A 16,304-nucleotide genomic window follows, 5' to 3' on the forward strand; every position below is an offset into this window, starting at 1 on the left:
GGTCGTAAGCTGAGTGTTTGTGACGATCCCCAACGTGCTGGCCAATCGGTACGCCAGCGAGGACATGGTGGCGATCTGGTCACCGGAAGCCAAGGTCGTCGCGGAGCGCCGGCTGTGGCTGGCGGTGCTTCGCGCCCAGGCGGAACTGGGCGTAGAGGTGCCCGCCGGTGTGCTCGACGACTACGAGCGGGTGCTCGAACAGGTCGACCTCACCTCGATCGCCGCCCGCGAACGCGTGCTGCGCCACGACGTCAAGGCGCGCATCGAGGAGTTCAACGCGCTGGCGGGCCACGAGCACGTGCACAAGGGCATGACGAGTCGCGACCTGACCGAGAACGTCGAGCAGCTCCAGATCCGGCGCTCCCTCGAGCTGGTGCACTCCCATGGTGTGGCGGTGGTGGCCCGGTTGGCGGAACGCGCCGTGTTGTACCGCGATCTGGTGATGGCCGGCCGCAGCCACAACGTCGCGGCACAGGCCACCACATTGGGCAAGCGGTTCGCCTCGGCGGCCGAGGAGCTGTTGATCGCGTTGCAGCGCCTGCGCTCGTTGACCGACCGCTACCCGTTGCGCGGGGTCAAGGGCCCGATGGGCACCGCCCAGGACATGTTGGACCTCTTCGACGGTGACGCATCGCGGCTGGCCGAACTCGAGCGGCGGGTCGCCCAATTCCTCGGTTTCACAGAGATTTTCACCAGTGTCGGCCAGGTGTACCCGCGCTCGCTGGACCACGACGTCGTCTCCGCGCTGGTGCAGGTGGGCGCCGGTCCGTCGTCGATGGCGCACACCATCCGGCTGATGGCCGGCCACGAACTGGTCACCGAGGGCTTCGCACCCGGGCAGGTGGGATCGTCGGCGATGCCGCACAAGATGAACACGCGTTCCTGTGAACGGGTCAACGGGTTGCAGGTGGTGCTGCGCGGTTACGGCTCCATGGCGGCCGAACTCGCAGGCGCGCAATGGAATGAGGGCGACGTGTTCTGCTCGGTGGTGCGTCGCGTGGCGCTGCCGGATGCGTTCTTCGCCGTCGACGGACAGATCGAGACGTTCCTGACGGTGCTCGACGAGTTCGGCGCCTACCCCGCGGTGATCCAGCGTGAACTGGACCGCTACCTGCCGTTCCTGGCGACGACGCGGATCCTCATCGCCGCAGTCCGAGCCGGGGTGGGCCGCGAAACCGCACACGAGGTGATCAAGGAGCACGCTGTGGCGGTGGCGTTGGGCATGCGGGAGAAAGGTCAGGAGCCCGATCTGTTGGATCGGTTGGCGGCTGATTCTCGGCTGCCGCTGGACCGTCCGGCGCTCGATGCTGCGCTGGCCGACAAGCAGGCGTTCACCGGTGCGGCAGGCGATCAGGTGGATGGCGTCGTCGCGGCGGTCGACGAGTTGGTGAGCCGCTATCCCGAAGCGGCCAAATACACTTCGGGTGCCATCTTGTGACACTGGCCGGGATCGACTTCACCGATCTGGACAACTTCGCGAACGGATTTCCGCACGAGCTGTTCGCGTTGCATCGCCGCGAGGCGCCGGTGTACTGGCACGAGCCGACCGAGCACACCCCCGACGGCGAGGGCTTCTGGTCCGTCGCCACCTACGCCGAAACGCTTGCGGTGTTTCGTGATCCGGAGACCTTTTCGTCGGTGACCGGCGGCTCCCGGCCGTACGGCGGGACGCTGCTGCAGGACTTGGCGATCGCCGGTCAGGTGCTCAACATGATGGACGACCCGCGGCATTCCCAGATCCGCCGCCTGGTCAGTTCGGGTTTGACACCGCGAATGATCCGACGCGTGGAGGACGATCTTCGCTTGCGTGCGCAGCGGTTATTGGATGCGGTTCAACCCGGGGTGCCCTTCGATTTCCTGGTCGACGTGGCGGCCGAACTGCCGATGCAGATGATCTGCATCCTGCTGGGAGTTCCGGAGTCCGAACGGCATTGGTTGTTTCACGCGATCGAGCCGCAGTTCGACTTCGGCGGTTCTCGGAAGGCCTCGGTTGGCCAGATGACCGCGGAAGAAGCCGGTTCGCGAATGTACACCTACGGCCAGGAACTGATAGCCGCCAAGCGTGCCTCGCCGACCGACGACATGTTGTCGGTGGTCGCGAACGCATCGGTGGACGACGGTGAGCTGTCCGACTTAGAGCTGTACCTGTTCTTCAGCCTGCTGTTCAGCGCGGGCGCCGAGACGACGCGCAACGCGGTGGCGGGTGGCCTGCTGGCGTTGATCGAGAACCCGGATTCGCTGACCGCGCTGCGCAGCGACTTCGGGCTGCTGCCGTCGGCTGTCGAGGAGATGGTGCGCTGGTCGTCGCCGTCGCCGTCCAAGCGGCGCACCGCAACTCGCGATGTGTCGGTGGGTGGATGCGAGATCAAGGCCGGGCAGAAGGTACAGATCTGGGAGGGTTCGGCCAATCGCGACGAAGCGGTGTTCACTGAACCCGACGTGTTCGACATCGCCCGTAAGCCCAACCCGCACCTGGGCTTTGGCCAGGGGGTGCACTACTGCCTGGGGGCGAACCTGGCGCGGCTCGAACTTCGGGTGTTGTTCGAGGAGCTGCTGACCCGCTTCTCCGAAGCCCGGCTGGTCAAACCCGTCGAGTGGACGCGCAGCAACCGGCACACCGGTATGCGGCATCTCGTAGTCGAGTTGCGGTGAGCGGCGGGCGGTGAGGCCCGACGCGTTCGCGTTGGTGATGGCGACCGGTATCGTCTCGATCGCCGCGGTCGACCACGGTCTGACCTATGTCAGTGGCGCGCTGGCCGTGGTGGCCGTTCTGGGGCTGCTGGTTCTTGTTGTTGTGGCAGTGGTTTCGTGGTTCCGTCGACCGCCCAATTGGTCGGATCCCGATGTGACGATCGGTTTGTTCACGTTCGTGGCGGCGTGTGCGGTGCTCGACAGCAGGTTGATGGCGAACTCGGTGGCGATGTGGGCGCTGGCCGTGCCGGCGGCGTTGGTGTGGTCGGTCTTGGTTGTCTTGACAGCACGCAACTTCGTTCGTCGGACCTGGAAGGAACTGCAGGGGCGGGCGCGCGGGGCGTGGGAACTGTGCAGCGTCGGCACGTCCGGTTTGGCGATCGTCGCGGTCGCGCTTGCGCGCGACACGGGTTGGCATGCCCTGCTGCTGACCGCTGTCGCGATATGGGTCGCCGCGATCGCGATATACGCGGTCATGACGACGCTGGTTTTGGCGCGCGCATTCGCTGCGCGACTAGATCTTGGCGGGTTCGAGCCCGACGCGTGGATCTTGATGGGTGGGCTCGCGATCGCGACGCTGGCGGGGGATCACATCCATCGCGCCGGCATCGACACCGTCCGCGACGTGACCGTCGCGACGTGGTGCCTGGCGACGGCGTGGATTCCGCCGCTGGTCTACTTCGCCGTGCGGCACATCGGACGTCCGGGTGCCCGGCGGTTCGCCGGCGTGTGGTGGGCGATGGTCTTTCCGCTGGGCATGTACTCGGCGGCCAGCCATGCCATGGCGGTGGAGACCGGATGGCATGGGCTACCGGCGATTTCGCTGGTCTTCTTCTGGATCGCATTTGCTGCGTGGATCGCTGTCGCGATCGCGGGAGTGCTGCGGGTGAGTGCTCGTGCCCGCCACCTACCCTCGGGGCATGGATATCGATGACGCGAACGTGCGGGTTTCCGACGTCGACCGCGATCATGTGAGGCAACTGCTCGAACGGGCGGTAGGCCAAGGCATGCTCACTCTCGATGAGTTCAGCGAGCGGATCGACGCCGTGCTCGCCGCGCGGACCCGCGGCGAGCTGCGCCGGGTGATCGCCGACCTGCCCTCGACGGATGCACTGCAGCCCGTCGGGGCCGGAGGGGAAGAGCGGCTGCGGGGGCCGAATGTCGTCGATCTCGCGACGGGGACCGTGGACCGTGCCCGCGCGTATCGACCTCAACACGCGCCTGTGCGACACGACACTCGACTTCACCGCCGCGACCCTGCAGAGCCCCACCGTCGTCCTGGATATCGACGACTACTTCAGCTCAACGGAACTGATCCTGCCCGACGGCGCCACCGCCGACCTCAACGACGTCGAAACCTTCGCGGGCAGCACCACTCTGAAGGTGCCTTACGGTCCGCCCTCGCAGCGGCTGCATCTCGTGGCGCGCGGACGGGTGCGATTCGGGTCAGTGACCGCGCGCTATCCGTTCGGTCACACCTTGCGGCGCATGCTGGGCTGACGGTTGTTGTCCGGTCGCGGCGGCTACTTCGGCGATCACCCGTTTCGGATACGCCGTCAGGTCAAGCCAGGTGAAACGCAACACTTTCCAGCCCAACAGGGCGATCACGTTCTGCCGGTTGCGGTCGGTCTGGAACACCTCGCTGTCGGTGTGGAACGCCCAACCGTCGACCTCGATCGCCACCTTCTCGACCACGAACGCGACATCGACCCTATAGCCGCCGAGGGGATAGTTCGTCCTCCATCCGGAGAATCCGGCGTCGCGCAGAAGTTTCACGAGCAGTCGTTCGGCTTCGGAACGCGCACCGTCCTCGGCCGCGCGGAGTAATCGCCGTGCGGCGGGTGAACCGTGTCTGCCCTTGTTGCGTAGATGCGCCCGCCAGAGTTGGGCGAGCTCGACATGACGCTGTAGGGCGGTGTCCATCAGCTTCGGCCCGCCGCCGCGGCGGACCGCGGCTTCGATCACGGTCAGCGGCATCGCGGTGACCCGCAGACCGGCCCGCTCGACGACATCGCGGGGCGACAGGTCACGCCGCCGCAACCGCGTGCCGGGGCGGCGTCGGCCGTTGCTCGACTTGGGCACGGTCACGTCGACGACCTCCGGCGCATATTTCGACGCCCCGTGCCACCACGCCGCGGCGAGACCGCTGGCACACGCGCGGTCGCCATAGCCCCATACCGCGGCTCGGATTCGGGCGGCATCACTGAATGGCCGATCGTCGGCGAAATAGACGCCGGGACCGCAGCGACGCCATCGCCCCGCCTGCGCGCGTCTGCGGACAGACTGGTCGCTCAGGCCGATCTCGCGGGCCTGCGCGAGGGTGATGACGCCATCGTGAGCGCGCAATAAATCATCGAGCACTGCAATAGGACGCCGGCGAGGGCCCGATCGGCTCCCCGCCGCCCGATCTGTGAGTGAAAACGTTCGGTGGGCGATCGAAATCACTCACAAATCGCGGCGGCGGAGCCGCTAGAGGTGGCGGGCGACGCCTGACGAGCGCAATTCCAGCGCCGCGAGGCCGCGGATCGCGTCGGCGTCGTGCGTGCGCCACGCCTCGACGGGGTCGGCGTGCACGGCGACCAGCTTGGCCAGCGGCCGGTTGGCCAGCGCTCGCAGCGCCAACAGTTGCTCGCCCGCAGGGGTGCGCGCCAGCGTGATCGCGGTCCACTTGCGACGGAAGAAGCGCAGCCGGAGGTACAGCCACGGCATCGCGACGAACAGGATCGGCGGCGCGGCCACCGCCAATGCCAGCACCCACGCCAACCACGACGCCGTGGTGTCAAGGCTGTGACCGGCCCCGGCGATGTCGAGTGCGGCCTCGCTGGCCGCCCGTAACGGCTTGCTGAGCGCATCGCCGACGAGCGGGAAGTCGTCGGTGCGCTCGCCCGCCGCATCGAGGTTGTCGGCGACACCGTTCGCGCCGGTCTCGACCTGGCGGCCCACCGCCGCGATCGTGGAGACCGCCGAGTGCACAGCCATGCCGACCAGCACCCACACCGTGGTCCAGGCGATCACGACGAAGTCGCTGACGAGCTGCGCCAGGACCCGCGAGGGTGTGGTGGCATAGGGGATAAACCGCGAAGTCATGGCTGTAGATGCTGCCCGATAGGCTGGCCCGATGCGCCCCGCTCTGTCCGACTACGAACATCTGGCCAGCGGCAAGGTTCGCGAACTGTATCGCGTGGACGACGAGACGCTGCTCTTCGTGGCCAGCGACCGCATCTCTGCTTACGACTATGTCCTGGACTCGCTGATCCCCGACAAGGGCCGCATCCTGACGGCGATGAGTGTGTTCTTCTTCGACCTGTTGAGCCGGACGGCGGACACGCCCAACCACCTCGCCGGTCCACCCGACGACGAACGCATCCCCGCCGACGTGCTCGGTCGCGCGCTGGTGGTGCAGGAACTCGAGATGTTGCCGGTGGAGGCGGTGGCCCGCGGATACCTCACCGGTTCGGGGCTCATCGACTATCAGAAGACGGGCGCCGTATGCGGAATTCCGCTTCCCGGCGGGCTGGTCGAGGCCAGCAAGTTCGACGAGCCGCTGTTCACCCCCGCGACCAAAGCCGAACTGGGACAACACGATGAGAACATCTCGTTCGACGACGTGGTCAAGCTGATCGGTGAGCAGCGGGCCGAACAACTGCGCGATCGGACGTTGGAGACCTACCGTCGCGGCGCCGAACATGCCTTGACCACGGGAATCATCGTCGCCGACACCAAGTTCGAGTTCGGTGTGGACACCGACGGTGAACTGCGACTGGCCGACGAGGTGTTCACCCCTGATTCGAGCAGGTACTGGCGCGCCGACGACTGGAAAGAAGGTGTCGTGCAGAACAGCTTCGACAAGCAGTTCGTCCGCAACTGGCTCACCTCCGCGGAGTCCGGGTGGGACCGCGGCGGTGACACGCCTCCGCCGCCGCTGCCGCCGGATGTCGTCGAATCGACCCGCGCCCGCTACATCGAAGCCTACGAACGCATTTCGGGGTGCAAGTTCGACGACTGGATCGGCGCATGAGGCCGCCGGAGGCCAAACGCGTCGACACCCGGCGGGAGCATCACGGCGACGTCTTCGTCGATCCCTACGAGTGGTTGCGCGACAAGACCAACCCCGACGTGATCGCACATCTGGAGGCGGAGAACGCCTACACCGAGCATGTCACCGAGCATCTTGCGCCCCTGCGGCAGGCCATCTTCGACGAGATCAAGGCGCGCACCAAGGAAACCGACCTCTCGGTACCGACCAGGCGCGACACCTGGTGGTATTACGGTCGCAGCTTCGAGGGCAAGCAGTACAGCGTGCACTGCCGTTGCCCCGTAACCGATCCCGACGACTGGACGCCCCCGCTGCTCGACGAGAACACCGAGATCCCCGGTGAGCAGGTTCTGCTCGACGAGAACCTCGAGGCGCAAGGTCACGAGTTCTTCTCGCTGGGCGCCGCCTCGGTCAGCCTGGACGGCAACATCCTCGCCTACTCGGTCGACCTCAAAGGCGACGAGCGTTACACGCTGCGGTTCAAGGACTTACGCACCGGTGAACTGTACGAGGACTCCATCATCGGTATCGGCCCCGGCGCGACATGGGCGGCCGACAATCGCACCCTTTACTACTCGACCCTCGATGAGGCGTGGCGGCCGGACACCATCTGGCGGCACCGCCTCGGCTCGGGGCTACCCGCGCAGAAGGTCTACCACGAACCCGACGAACGGTACTGGCTCGGCGTCGGTCGCACCCGCAGCGACAAGTACGTCATCGTCGCCGCGGGCAGCGCCGTCACCTCCGAGGTGCGCTACGCCGACGCGACCGACCCGGAGGCCGAGTTCACGATCGTGTGGCCGCGCCGCGATCTCGTCGAGTACTCCGTCGAACACGCCGTCGTGGGTGGTGAGGACCGGTTTCTCATCCTGCACAACGACGGAGCGGAGAACTTCACCCTGGTCGAGGCGCCCGTCGGCGACCCCACCGCGGTGCGCACCCTGATCGAACACCGCGACGACGTCCGCCTCGATTCCGTGGACGCGTTCGACGGGCATCTCGTCGTCAGCTATCGCAGTGAGGCGCTGCCGAAGATCCAGCTCTGGCCCCTTCACCCAAGCGGTGAGTACGGCCGTCCCGAAGACTTCACCTTCGAGTCCGAGCTGACGTCTGCGGGACTGAGCGCCAACCCCAACTGGAGCGCACCCAAACTGCGCATCGGCGCCACCTCCTACACCACACCGGTGCGCATCTACGACGTCGACCTGGGCACCGGCGAACGGACACTGCTGCGCGAACAGCCCGTGCTCGGCGACTACCGGCCCGAAGACTATGTCGAGCGGCGTGAGTGGGCGATCGCGCAGGACGGTGCGCGGATACCGATCTCGATCGTGCACAAGATCGGCCTGCAGTATCCGGCGCCCACGCTGCTGTACGGCTACGGTGCTTACGAGGCCTGCGAAGATCCGCGGTTCTCCATCGCGCGGCTGTCGCTGCTCGATCGGGGGATGGTGTTCGCGGTGGCGCATGTGCGGGGCGGTGGCGAGCTCGGCCGGCCATGGTACGAGCACGGCAAGATGCTCGAGAAAAAGAACAGCTTCACCGATTTCGTCGACGTCGCAGCGCATCTCGTGCAGACCGATGTGACCCGGCCGGAAAACCTGGTGGCCTACGGGGGTAGTGCCGGCGGTCTGCTCGTCGGCGCCGTAGCCAACATGGCTCCGGACTTGTTCGCGGGCATCCTGGCGGTGGTGCCGTTCGTCGACCCGCTCACCACGATCCTCGACCCGTCGCTGCCGTTGACGGTCACCGAGTGGGACGAGTGGGGAAACCCGTTGGAGAGCAAGGACGTTTACGAGTACATGAAGTCCTACTCGCCGTATGAGAACGTCGGGGCGAGGAACTACCCGCGCATACTCGCCATGACGTCGCTCAACGACACCCGGGTGTACTACGTCGAGCCGGCGAAATGGGTTGCCGCACTGCGCCACGCCAAGACCGACGGCCATCCGGTGCTGCTGAAGACGGAGATGAATGCCGGCCACGGCGGCATCAGCGGTCGATACGAACGCTGGAAGGAAACCGCCTTCCAGTACGCGTGGTTACTCGACGCTGCCCGGGCCGATCACGAGCGCCTCCCGTGAAAGCAAGAATCTAGGCACTGTCAAGATTTCGGCTATGATGGCCGCATGGGCAGGGCGTCCTACCATCACGGCGATCTGAAGGCCGTCATCCTCGCGGAGGCCGCGAGGTTGGTGGCCGAGCGCGGGGCCGACGGGATCTCGCTGCGAGAGCTCGCGCGGGTCGCGGGCGTTTCGCACGCCGCGCCCGCACACCACTTCACCGATCGGCGCGGTCTGTTCACCGCGCTGGCCGCGCAGGGGTGGTGCAAACTTGCCGCGGCGCTCGCCGCGGCGAAGCCCGAATTCATCGATGCCGCACTGGCGTACGTGCGCTTCGCGCTCGACCATCCGGGGCACTACGCGGTGATGTTCGACCGCTCACTCGTCGACCCGAACGACGAGGAGTTGAAGGCGGCTCGAGACGCGGCAGGCAAGGAACTGAGGCACGGTGTCGGCACCCTCGACGATCCTCGCGCCGCGCAGGACCCCGCAGCTGCGGCGCTCGCGGCCTGGTCACTGGTGCACGGCTTTTCGCTGTTGTGGCTCAACAAGGCGATCGACGCCGACGGTGATCCGATCGCGACCGTGCACCGGGTCGCAGGCATGTTGTTCGAGACCGGGTAGCGTGCGGGCATGACCGAGACAACGTTGACCGACATCGCTGTGACCACCCTCGACGGCCGCGACACCACCCTCGGCGAACTGGCCGACGGCGCCGCTCTGGTGGTCAACGTCGCCTCCAAGTGCGGCCTGACTCCGCAGTACACCGCGCTCGAACAGTTGGCCAAGGACTACCGCGACCGCGGGCTGACCGTGATCGGCGTGCCGTGCAACCAGTTCATGGGCCAGGAGCCCGGTACGGCCGAGGAGATTGCCGAGTTCTGCTCGACGACGTACGGGGTGACGTTCCCCTTGCTGGCCAAGACCGACGTCAACGGCGCCGACCGACACCCCCTGTACGGCGAGTTGACCAAGACGCCCGACGACAGCGGTGAGGCCGGCGACATCCAGTGGAACTTCGAGAAATTCCTGCTCGCGCCGGGTGGAACGGTCGTCAAGCGGTTCCGGCCGCGCACCGAACCCGACGCTCCCGAGGTGATCGCGGCCATCGAAGACGTGTTGCCGCGATAGCCGCCGATGGCCATCTGCCGTCAGTGTGTTGTCAACCGTTGCGACACCTGACGTCGCCACACTGACAGCGTGGCTGGACAGCTGATCGTTTCCGTCTCCGGGATCACCGATCGCACGATGCCCGACGTCGCGGACTTCTGTTCGCATCTCGACGCGCGTGGTGTGCCGGTCTCGTTACTGGTGGCGCCCAGGATCAGAGGCGGCCATCGGCTCGAGGAGGACGCCGCCACCGTCGAATGGCTCGCCGCCCGCAACCACACCGGTGACGCCATCGTGTTACACGGCTTCGACGAGGCCGCCACCACGAAGCGACGCGGGGAATTCGCGACCCTGCCCGCACACGAGGCCGGCCTGCGGTTGATGGCCGCCGACCGCGTGATGGAACACCTGGGTCTGCGTACCCGGCTTTTCGCCGCGCCGGGATGGACCGTATCCGGCGGCACCGCTTTGATGCTGCCGCGCAAGGGCTTTCGTCTTCTCGCCGGACTCACCGACATCACTGACCTGGTCCGGGGCACGGCTGTACGGTCGCGTGTGCTCGCCTAGCGGCGAAGGCTTCCTGAGCGAACCGTGGTGGTGCCGCACGCTGGTGCTGTCCGCCGAGCGGACGGCACGGCGAGGCGGAATCGTTCGAGTCGCCGTCGCCGCCCGGCACTTGCGCAGGCCGGGCACGCGACAGGCGATGCTCGACGCCGTCGACCTCGCGCTCATGCACCGCTGCGTGCTGAACGTCTACAAATGGCGCCCGGGCCCCGCAATGACCGCCGCCGCTTAGCGCCCGCCCGCTAACGTGGCGGCCATGGCAGATGCTGACGTCATCGTCGTCGGAGCCGGGCTGGCGGGCCTGGTGGCGGCCTGCGAGCTGGTTGACCGCGGGCGCCGCGTTCTGATCGTCGACCAGGAGAACGCCAACAACATCGGAGGTCAGGCGTACTGGTCGTTCGGCGGGCTGTTCTTCGTCGACAGCCCCGAACAACGACGGCTGGGTATTCGCGACAGCCACGAGTTGGCGCTTCAAGACTGGCTCGGCTCGGCCGGATTCGACCGGCCCGAAGACCACTGGCCGCGCCAATGGGCGCATGCCTACGTCGATTTCGCCGCCGGCGAGAAACGCGGCTGGCTGCGCGAACGCGGCCTGCAGACGTTTCCGCTCGTCGGATGGGCCGAGCGCGGCGGATACGACGCCCGCGGACACGGCAACTCGGTGCCGCGATTCCACATCACCTGGGGCACCGGCCCTGCGATCGTCGACATCTTCGCTCGCCGGCTGACCGGGCGCGTTCGGTACGCGCACCGGCACAAGGTTGACGAGCTCATCGTCGAGAACGGTGTCGTCGTCGGCGTTCGCGGAACGGTACTCGAGCCCTCGGACGCGGCCCGCGGCGTGGCGACCTCACGAGAACCGGTCGGGCAGTTCGAATTCCGGGCTCAGGCGGTGATCGTCGCCAGTGGCGGCATCGGGGGCAACCATGACCTGGTGCGCCAGAACTGGCCCAAACGGATGGGCCGCGTCCCCGAGCAACTGCTGTCCGGTGTGCCTGCACACGTGGACGGGCGCATGATCGGCATCACCGAGGCGGCCGGGGCGCGGGTGATCAACAGCGACCGCATGTGGCACTACACCGAGGGCATCACCAACTACGACCCGATCTGGCCGCTGCACGGCATCCGCATCCTGCCCGGACCTTCGTCACTGTGGTTGGACGCCAACGGCAATCGCCTGCCGTCGCCGTTGTATCCCGGTTTCGACACGCTCGGCACGCTCGAACACATCGCGAAGACCGGGCAGGACTACACCTGGTTCGTCCTCAACGCCCGCATCATCGCCAAGGAGTTCGCGCTGTCGGGCCAGGAACAGAACCCGGACCTCACCGGTCGCAGCATTCGCGACGTGTTGGCGCGGGTCCGTGCCGGTGCGCCGGCGCCGGTGCAGGCGTTCGTCGACCGCGGCGTCGACTTCGTCAGCGCCGGTTCGCTGCGCGAACTGGTTTCGGCGATGAACGACGTCCCCGATGTGCTGCCGCTGGACTACGCCACAGTGGAGGCCGAGGTCACCGCCCGCGACCGGGAGGTGGCCAACAAGTTCACCAAGGACACCCAGATCGCCTCGATCCGGGTGGCGCGCAACTATCTCGGCGACCGCGTCAGCCGCGTCGTGGCACCGCACCGGCTGACCGATCCCAAGGCGGGGCCGCTGATCGCGGTGAAGTTGCACATCCTGACGCGAAAGTCGTTGGGCGGGCTGGAAACCGACCTCGACGCGCGCGTGCTCAGGCCCGACGGCAACGCGTTCGACGGGCTGTTCGCCGCCGGGGAAGCGGCGGGCTTCGGCGGCGGCGGCGTGCACGGCTACCGATCGCTGGAGGGCACCTTCCTCGGCGGCTGCGTGTTCTCCGGCCGGGCCGCGGGCCGCGCGGCCGCACGCGACACGGCCTGACTCAGAATTGCGTGCCGTCCTCGGGTTCGAGCACCTGGAAATCGGTGTCGGTCATCTCGGTGAGCCTGCCGTAGAAGATCCCGCGGGCGCTCGGATCGATGATGCCCTGGTGAATGGGCACCGCATGCGTCGGCGCCACCGCGCGCAGGTAATCGACCGCCTCGGAGATCTTCATCCATGGCGCGGCCGCGGGGGTGGCGAGCACGTCGACCGGTTCGCCCGGCGCGTACAGGGCGTCGCCGGGATGCATCAGGCGGGCACGATGCGTGCCGTCGTCGACGAGGTAGGAGATGTTGTCGATGACCGGGATCTCGGGGTGGATCACCGCGTGCTTGCCGCCGACGCCGCGCACGGTCAGGTGATCGATGGTCAGGACGTCGCCGACGTTGACCGCGCGCCAGGGGTCGCCGAGTTGTGCGGCGGTCTGCGGATCGGCGTACAAGGCGGCCTGCGGGTTGGCGTCGAGCAGGGCGGGCAGCCGCTCGGTGTCGGCGTGGTCGGGATGCTGATGGGTGATCAGGATCGCCGACAGGCCGGTGATGCCCTCGAATCCGTGCGAAAAGACGCCCGGGTCGAACAGGATCGTCGCTTCGTCACCGGATTCGCTTGTGAAATTGGCCAGTAAGCATGAATGTCCGAAATGGGTCAATTGCATGGCTATATTGTGGCGGCGCCGGCCGTGTTCAGGGGGTAGTTGAGTCGTGCGTTTGCTGCTTGCGGTGGCCCTCGCCACGTTCGGTGTGGCGTTGACAGTCGGCCCGGTGCCCGGTCCTGCAGCGCGCGCGGTCCCGGGTGTGTGCCCGCCGATCTGCGACGCGATTCCCGACGTCGCGTGGCCGCAGTCCAGCGCGCTTCCGCTGTTCGCGGTGTACCGCTGGCCGGGGCTGGCGGGTCTGGCCGTCAACGCGCCCGCGCCGCGGTTCCTGTTCGAGGAAGTGTGCGCCAGCCCGCCGCTGCCGGGAGACCCGCGCGACTACGTCGTCGCGGCCAGGGCGCAGGTCACCAATCCTTCCGGTCAGTGGCAGCTGCGGGCGCAGGTGCTGCATTGGCGCGGAGACGTCGCGCACAACGGACCCCTCACCCGTGCGGTGCTCGACTCGGCGCAGGTGCGGCTGCGGACCTGCCAGCTGACGGCGCCTCTGGTGTCGCCGTCGATCACCACGGCCGATCCTGAACGGCTGGCCGCGGTGATCAGTGTGGCCGGGCAGAAGGTGGTGCGTCAGTACCTGCTGGCCCACCCCACCAGCGGCAGCCTCGTAGAACTCGCGCTCTGGTCGACGCTGCCACTGAAGGTGCCATGGCCGGCGGTGCCCGATGCGCAGGTTCTCGACGCGCTGGCCGCCCCGCTGTGCGAGGCGTATCTCGGTTCGTGCCGGTGAGTCGCGCGCGACGGAACCGCCGGTACAGTTGACGCGTGGCAAGGGTGGTGGTGCACGTGATGCCCAAGGCCGAGATCCTCGACCCGCAAGGGCAGGCGATCGTCGGCGCATTGGGCCGTCTGGGCTTCAACGGTGTCTCAGATGTCAGGCAGGGCAAGCGTTTTGAGCTCGAGGTCGACGACAGCATCGACGACGACACCCTGGCCGAGATCGCGGAATCGCTGCTGGCGAACACCGTGATCGAGGACTGGTCGGTCAGCAGGGAGCAATCATGACGGCACGTGTGGGCGTCATCACATTTCCGGGCACCCTCGACGACGTCGACGCCGCGCGCGCGGTGCGGTTGGCAGGCGCCGAGCCCGTTTCGCTGTGGCATGCCGACGCCGACCTGAAAAGCGTCGACGCCGTGGTGGTGCCCGGCGGGTTCTCCTACGGGGACTATCTGCGCGCCGGAGCGATCGCGAAGTTCGCGCCGGTGATGGGCGAGGTCATCCGTGCCGCCGAGGGTGGCATGCCGGTCTTGGGGATTTGCAACGGTTTTCAGGTGCTGTGCGAGTCCGGCCTGCTGCCGGGCGCGTTGACCCGCAACGTCGGGCTGCACTTCGTCTGCCGCGACATCTGGTTGGAGGTGGCGTCGAACTCCTCGGCGTGGACGTCGCGATACGAGACCGGCGCCGACGTGCTGATTCCGCTGAAGTCCGGCGAGGGCCGGTATGTGGCCAGCGACAAGGTGCTCGACGAGCTCGAGGGCGAAGGCCGCGTGGTGTTCCGGTACCGCGACAACCCCAACGGCTCGCAACGCAACATCGCCGGGATCAGCTCGGCCAACGGGCGCGTCGTCGGCCTGATGCCGCATCCCGAACACGCCACCGAGGCGCTGACCGGACCGTCCGACGACGGGCTGGGCCTCTTCTACAGCGCACTCGACGGCGTCCTCAGCGCGTAGAACGCCGTCCTCCACCTGCGCGAGCGTGCATGTCTGCGGTCGTCGAGGACGCCTTCCGCTCGGCGTGCTCAATCTCCGTATACCGCGCCCAAACGCGGCTACCGCGTAATCACCTGCGCCACCGGTGTTTTGGCCAACGCATATCGCGGGGTGACCGTGAGGAACTCGTCGACGGGCGCGCGATCGGCCGGTTCGAGGGGGCCCGCGGGGAACCGTGACGCTCGATTGGCGCGAGCGTCCGCAGAGCGTCGAAAAACCGCGGCGTGTCGCCGGACAGACGCGGGCTCTCGCGGAAAGAGGAGAAGGGCGCGACGGACCCCAGCGCCAATGATCTCGAATCACCCGTAAAGATGGACGAATGGCAGCCAGCCCTCAGAACCTGTGCGAGTTCATCGACGCATCGCCGTCGCCGTACCACGTCGGCGAGACCGCTGCAGCGCGCCTGCGCGAGGCCGGCTTCCGTGAACTGTCCGAAGCCGACGCCTGGCCCACCCACGGGAACTTCTTCGTCCTGCGAGCCGGTTCGCTGATCGCCTGGCGCACCGACGGGGGTAACCGTAACTCCTCGTTCCGTATCGTCGGCGCCCACACCGACAGCCCCAACCTCCGGGTCAAACAGCACCCTGACCGGTTCGTCTCGGGTTGGCGAGTCGTTGCGCTGGCGCCTTACGGCGGCGCGTGGCTGAACTCGTGGCTCGACCGCGATCTCGGGATCAGCGGCCGGTTGTCGGTGCGCACCGGCAGCGGGTTGGCGCACCGATTGGTCCGGATCGACGAGCCGATCCTGCGGGTGCCGCAGCTCGCCATTCACCTCGCCGAGGACCGCAAGGCCGTCGAGCTGAACCCGCAGCGCCACGTCAACGCGGTGTGGGGCGTCGGAAGCGGGCCCCGATCCTTCCTGGACTACGTGGCCGAGCAGGCCGAGGTGGCGGCCGACGATGTACTGGGCGCCGACCTGATGACCCACGACCTCACCCCGTCACGCCTGGTCGGTGCCGAACGTGACCTGGTGAGCGCCCCGCGGCTGGACAACCAGGCGACCTGCTACGCCGGGCTGGAGGCGTTCCTGGCGGCCGAGCCGAGCGGATATTCGCCGGTGCTGGTGCTGTTCGACCACGAGGAGGTCGGATCGCAGTCCGACCACGGTGCCCAGTCCGACCTGCTGTTGACCGTGCTCGAGCGCATCACGCTCAGTGCGGGCGGCGGGCGCGAGGACTTCCTGCGGCGCCTCCCCGGCTCGGTGGTGGCGTCCGGCGACATGGCGCACGCCACTCACCCGAACTACCCGGAGCGCCACGAGCCGGGACACCTGATCGAGGTCAACGCGGGACCGGTGCTCAAGGTCCAGCCGAACCTGCGCTACGCCACCGACGGGCGCACCGCCGCCGCGTTCGCGCTGGCGTGCGCGCAGGCCGGGGTGCCGCTGCAGCGCTACGAACACCGGGCCGACCTGCCGTGCGGGTCGACGGTCGGGCCGATGACCGCGGCGCGCACCGGCATTCCGACCGTCGACGTCGGCGCTCCGCAGCTGGCCATGCATTCCGCCCGAGAGGTGATGGGCGCCGGCGACGTCACCGCGTACGCCGCGGCGTTGACGGCGTTTCTGTCACCGCGGTGATCT

The 16,304-nt window shown here is 67.5% G+C and carries 16 protein-coding genes and 2 pseudogenes; 15 read left to right on the forward strand and 3 right to left on the reverse strand.

The window, feature by feature from the left end; all coding sequences use genetic code 11:
* Positions 1-19 precede the first annotated feature (19 nt).
* The 5 genes and pseudogenes from purB (at position 20) to AU198_RS27010 (ending at position 4,191) form a co-directional block, all read left to right on the forward strand.
* Positions 20-1,438, forward strand: coding sequence for an adenylosuccinate lyase (purB, locus tag AU198_RS10575; protein ID WP_064348042.1), 1,419 nt, complete (start codon positions 20-22; stop codon positions 1,436-1,438).
* Positions 1,435-2,652, forward strand: coding sequence for a cytochrome P450 (locus AU198_RS10580; RefSeq protein WP_064348043.1), 1,218 nt, complete (start codon positions 1,435-1,437; stop codon positions 2,650-2,652). Before purB ends, AU198_RS10580 begins: the two co-directional genes overlap by 4 nt.
* A gap of 10 nt (positions 2,653-2,662) precedes the next feature.
* Positions 2,663-3,625 carry a tellurite resistance/C4-dicarboxylate transporter family protein gene (locus AU198_RS10585; protein ID WP_353612085.1) on the forward strand — a complete coding sequence of 321 codons (963 nt, stop codon included), beginning with the start codon at positions 2,663-2,665 and terminating at the stop codon, positions 3,623-3,625.
* Positions 3,612-3,731: pseudogene (locus AU198_RS27005) on the forward strand (DUF1707 SHOCT-like domain-containing protein); the annotation flags it as partial. The gene AU198_RS10585 and the pseudogene AU198_RS27005, both read left to right, overlap by 14 nt.
* A 118-nt stretch (positions 3,732-3,849) precedes the next feature.
* On the forward strand, positions 3,850-4,191 hold the full coding sequence (locus AU198_RS27010; RefSeq protein WP_502689282.1) for a hypothetical protein: 342 nt from the start codon (positions 3,850-3,852) through the stop codon (positions 4,189-4,191).
* On the opposite strand, the gene AU198_RS10595 is transcribed toward AU198_RS27010, so the two are convergent.
* Both AU198_RS10595 and AU198_RS10600 read right to left on the reverse strand, forming a co-directional pair.
* Entirely contained in the window at positions 4,138-5,052 is a 915-nt protein-coding gene (locus AU198_RS10595) for a type IV toxin-antitoxin system AbiEi family antitoxin domain-containing protein (RefSeq protein ID WP_064348044.1), read from the reverse strand. The genes AU198_RS27010 and AU198_RS10595 overlap by 54 nt on opposite strands.
* A 108-nt stretch (positions 5,053-5,160) precedes the next feature.
* Positions 5,161-5,778, reverse strand: coding sequence for a hypothetical protein (locus AU198_RS10600; protein WP_064348045.1), 618 nt, complete (start codon positions 5,776-5,778; stop codon positions 5,161-5,163).
* Between the two features lie 31 nt (positions 5,779-5,809).
* Here AU198_RS10600 and AU198_RS10605 point away from each other — a divergent pair, with 31 nt between their 5' ends.
* The 6 genes and pseudogenes from AU198_RS10605 to AU198_RS10630 all read left to right on the forward strand — a co-directional run bounded on the left by AU198_RS10605 (position 5,810) and on the right by AU198_RS10630 (position 12,358).
* The gene (locus AU198_RS10605) at positions 5,810-6,709 is read left to right on the forward strand and encodes a phosphoribosylaminoimidazolesuccinocarboxamide synthase (RefSeq protein WP_064348046.1); all 900 of its coding nucleotides are present in this window, start codon (positions 5,810-5,812) and stop codon (positions 6,707-6,709) included.
* Positions 6,706-8,811 carry a S9 family peptidase gene (locus tag AU198_RS10610; RefSeq protein ID WP_064348047.1) on the forward strand — a complete coding sequence of 702 codons (2,106 nt, stop codon included), beginning with the start codon at positions 6,706-6,708 and terminating at the stop codon, positions 8,809-8,811. The genes AU198_RS10605 and AU198_RS10610 overlap by 4 nt, the downstream gene beginning before the upstream one ends.
* Positions 8,812-8,856: 45 nt before the next feature.
* The gene (locus AU198_RS10615) at positions 8,857-9,414 is read left to right on the forward strand and encodes a TetR/AcrR family transcriptional regulator (protein ID WP_064348048.1); all 558 of its coding nucleotides are present in this window, start codon (positions 8,857-8,859) and stop codon (positions 9,412-9,414) included.
* Positions 9,415-9,423: 9 nt separating this feature from the next.
* Complete coding sequence (locus tag AU198_RS10620) at positions 9,424-9,921, forward strand: glutathione peroxidase (RefSeq protein WP_064348049.1); 498 nt, start codon at positions 9,424-9,426, stop codon at positions 9,919-9,921.
* A gap of 69 nt (positions 9,922-9,990) precedes the next feature.
* A pseudogene (locus AU198_RS10625) lies at positions 9,991-10,696 on the forward strand (DUF2334 domain-containing protein).
* A 24-nt stretch (positions 10,697-10,720) separates the two neighbouring features.
* Complete coding sequence (locus AU198_RS10630; RefSeq protein WP_064348050.1) at positions 10,721-12,358, forward strand: FAD-binding dehydrogenase; 1,638 nt, start codon at positions 10,721-10,723, stop codon at positions 12,356-12,358.
* 1 nt (position 12,359) lies between these two features.
* Here the strand turns inward: AU198_RS10630 and AU198_RS10635 are convergent, their stop codons facing one another.
* Positions 12,360-13,013, reverse strand: a complete 654-nt coding sequence (locus AU198_RS10635; RefSeq protein ID WP_064348051.1) for an MBL fold metallo-hydrolase — start codon at positions 13,011-13,013, stop codon at positions 12,360-12,362.
* Between the two features lie 46 nt (positions 13,014-13,059).
* Between AU198_RS10635 and AU198_RS10640 the strand changes: the two genes are divergently transcribed.
* From AU198_RS10640 to AU198_RS10655, 4 genes are all read left to right on the forward strand, one after another.
* Positions 13,060-13,737 (forward strand): hypothetical protein, encoded by a 678-nt coding sequence (locus tag AU198_RS10640; RefSeq protein ID WP_064348052.1) that lies wholly within the window; start codon positions 13,060-13,062, stop codon positions 13,735-13,737.
* Positions 13,738-13,772: 35 nt separating this feature from the next.
* Entirely contained in the window at positions 13,773-14,012 is a 240-nt protein-coding gene (gene purS, locus AU198_RS10645) for a phosphoribosylformylglycinamidine synthase subunit PurS (protein ID WP_064348053.1), read from the forward strand.
* Positions 14,009-14,683: a phosphoribosylformylglycinamidine synthase subunit PurQ gene (gene purQ, locus AU198_RS10650; protein ID WP_064348054.1), complete on the forward strand. Its 675-nt coding sequence runs from the start codon at positions 14,009-14,011 to the stop codon at positions 14,681-14,683. Before purS ends, purQ begins: the two co-directional genes overlap by 4 nt.
* A 358-nt stretch (positions 14,684-15,041) precedes the next feature.
* A complete protein-coding gene (locus AU198_RS10655) occupies positions 15,042-16,301 on the forward strand; it encodes a M18 family aminopeptidase (RefSeq protein WP_064348055.1) in 1,260 nt (419 codons plus the stop codon).
* Positions 16,302-16,304 lie beyond the last annotated feature (3 nt).

Source organism: Mycobacterium sp. GA-1199, from assembly GCF_001500045.1.
In the GTDB taxonomy this organism is placed as follows: domain Bacteria; phylum Actinomycetota; class Actinomycetes; order Mycobacteriales; family Mycobacteriaceae; genus Mycobacterium.

Coding starts and splice junctions, on each gene's coding strand:
- AU198_RS27010 (WP_502689282.1), top strand. CDS start 3,850: ATGTCGTCGATCTCGCGACGGGGACCGTGGACCGTGCCCGCGCGTATC.
- AU198_RS10600 (WP_064348045.1), bottom strand. CDS start 5,778: ATGACTTCGCGGTTTATCCCCTATGCCACCACACCCTCGCGGGTCCTG.
- AU198_RS10605 (WP_064348046.1), top strand. CDS start 5,810: ATGCGCCCCGCTCTGTCCGACTACGAACATCTGGCCAGCGGCAAGGTT.
- AU198_RS10610 (WP_064348047.1), top strand. CDS start 6,706: ATGAGGCCGCCGGAGGCCAAACGCGTCGACACCCGGCGGGAGCATCAC.
- AU198_RS10615 (WP_064348048.1), top strand. CDS start 8,857: ATGGGCAGGGCGTCCTACCATCACGGCGATCTGAAGGCCGTCATCCTC.
- AU198_RS10620 (WP_064348049.1), top strand. CDS start 9,424: ATGACCGAGACAACGTTGACCGACATCGCTGTGACCACCCTCGACGGC.
- AU198_RS10630 (WP_064348050.1), top strand. CDS start 10,721: ATGGCAGATGCTGACGTCATCGTCGTCGGAGCCGGGCTGGCGGGCCTG.
- AU198_RS10635 (WP_064348051.1), bottom strand. CDS start 13,013: ATGCAATTGACCCATTTCGGACATTCATGCTTACTGGCCAATTTCACA.
- purQ (WP_064348054.1), top strand. CDS start 14,009: ATGACGGCACGTGTGGGCGTCATCACATTTCCGGGCACCCTCGACGAC.
- AU198_RS10655 (WP_064348055.1), top strand. CDS start 15,042: ATGGCAGCCAGCCCTCAGAACCTGTGCGAGTTCATCGACGCATCGCCG.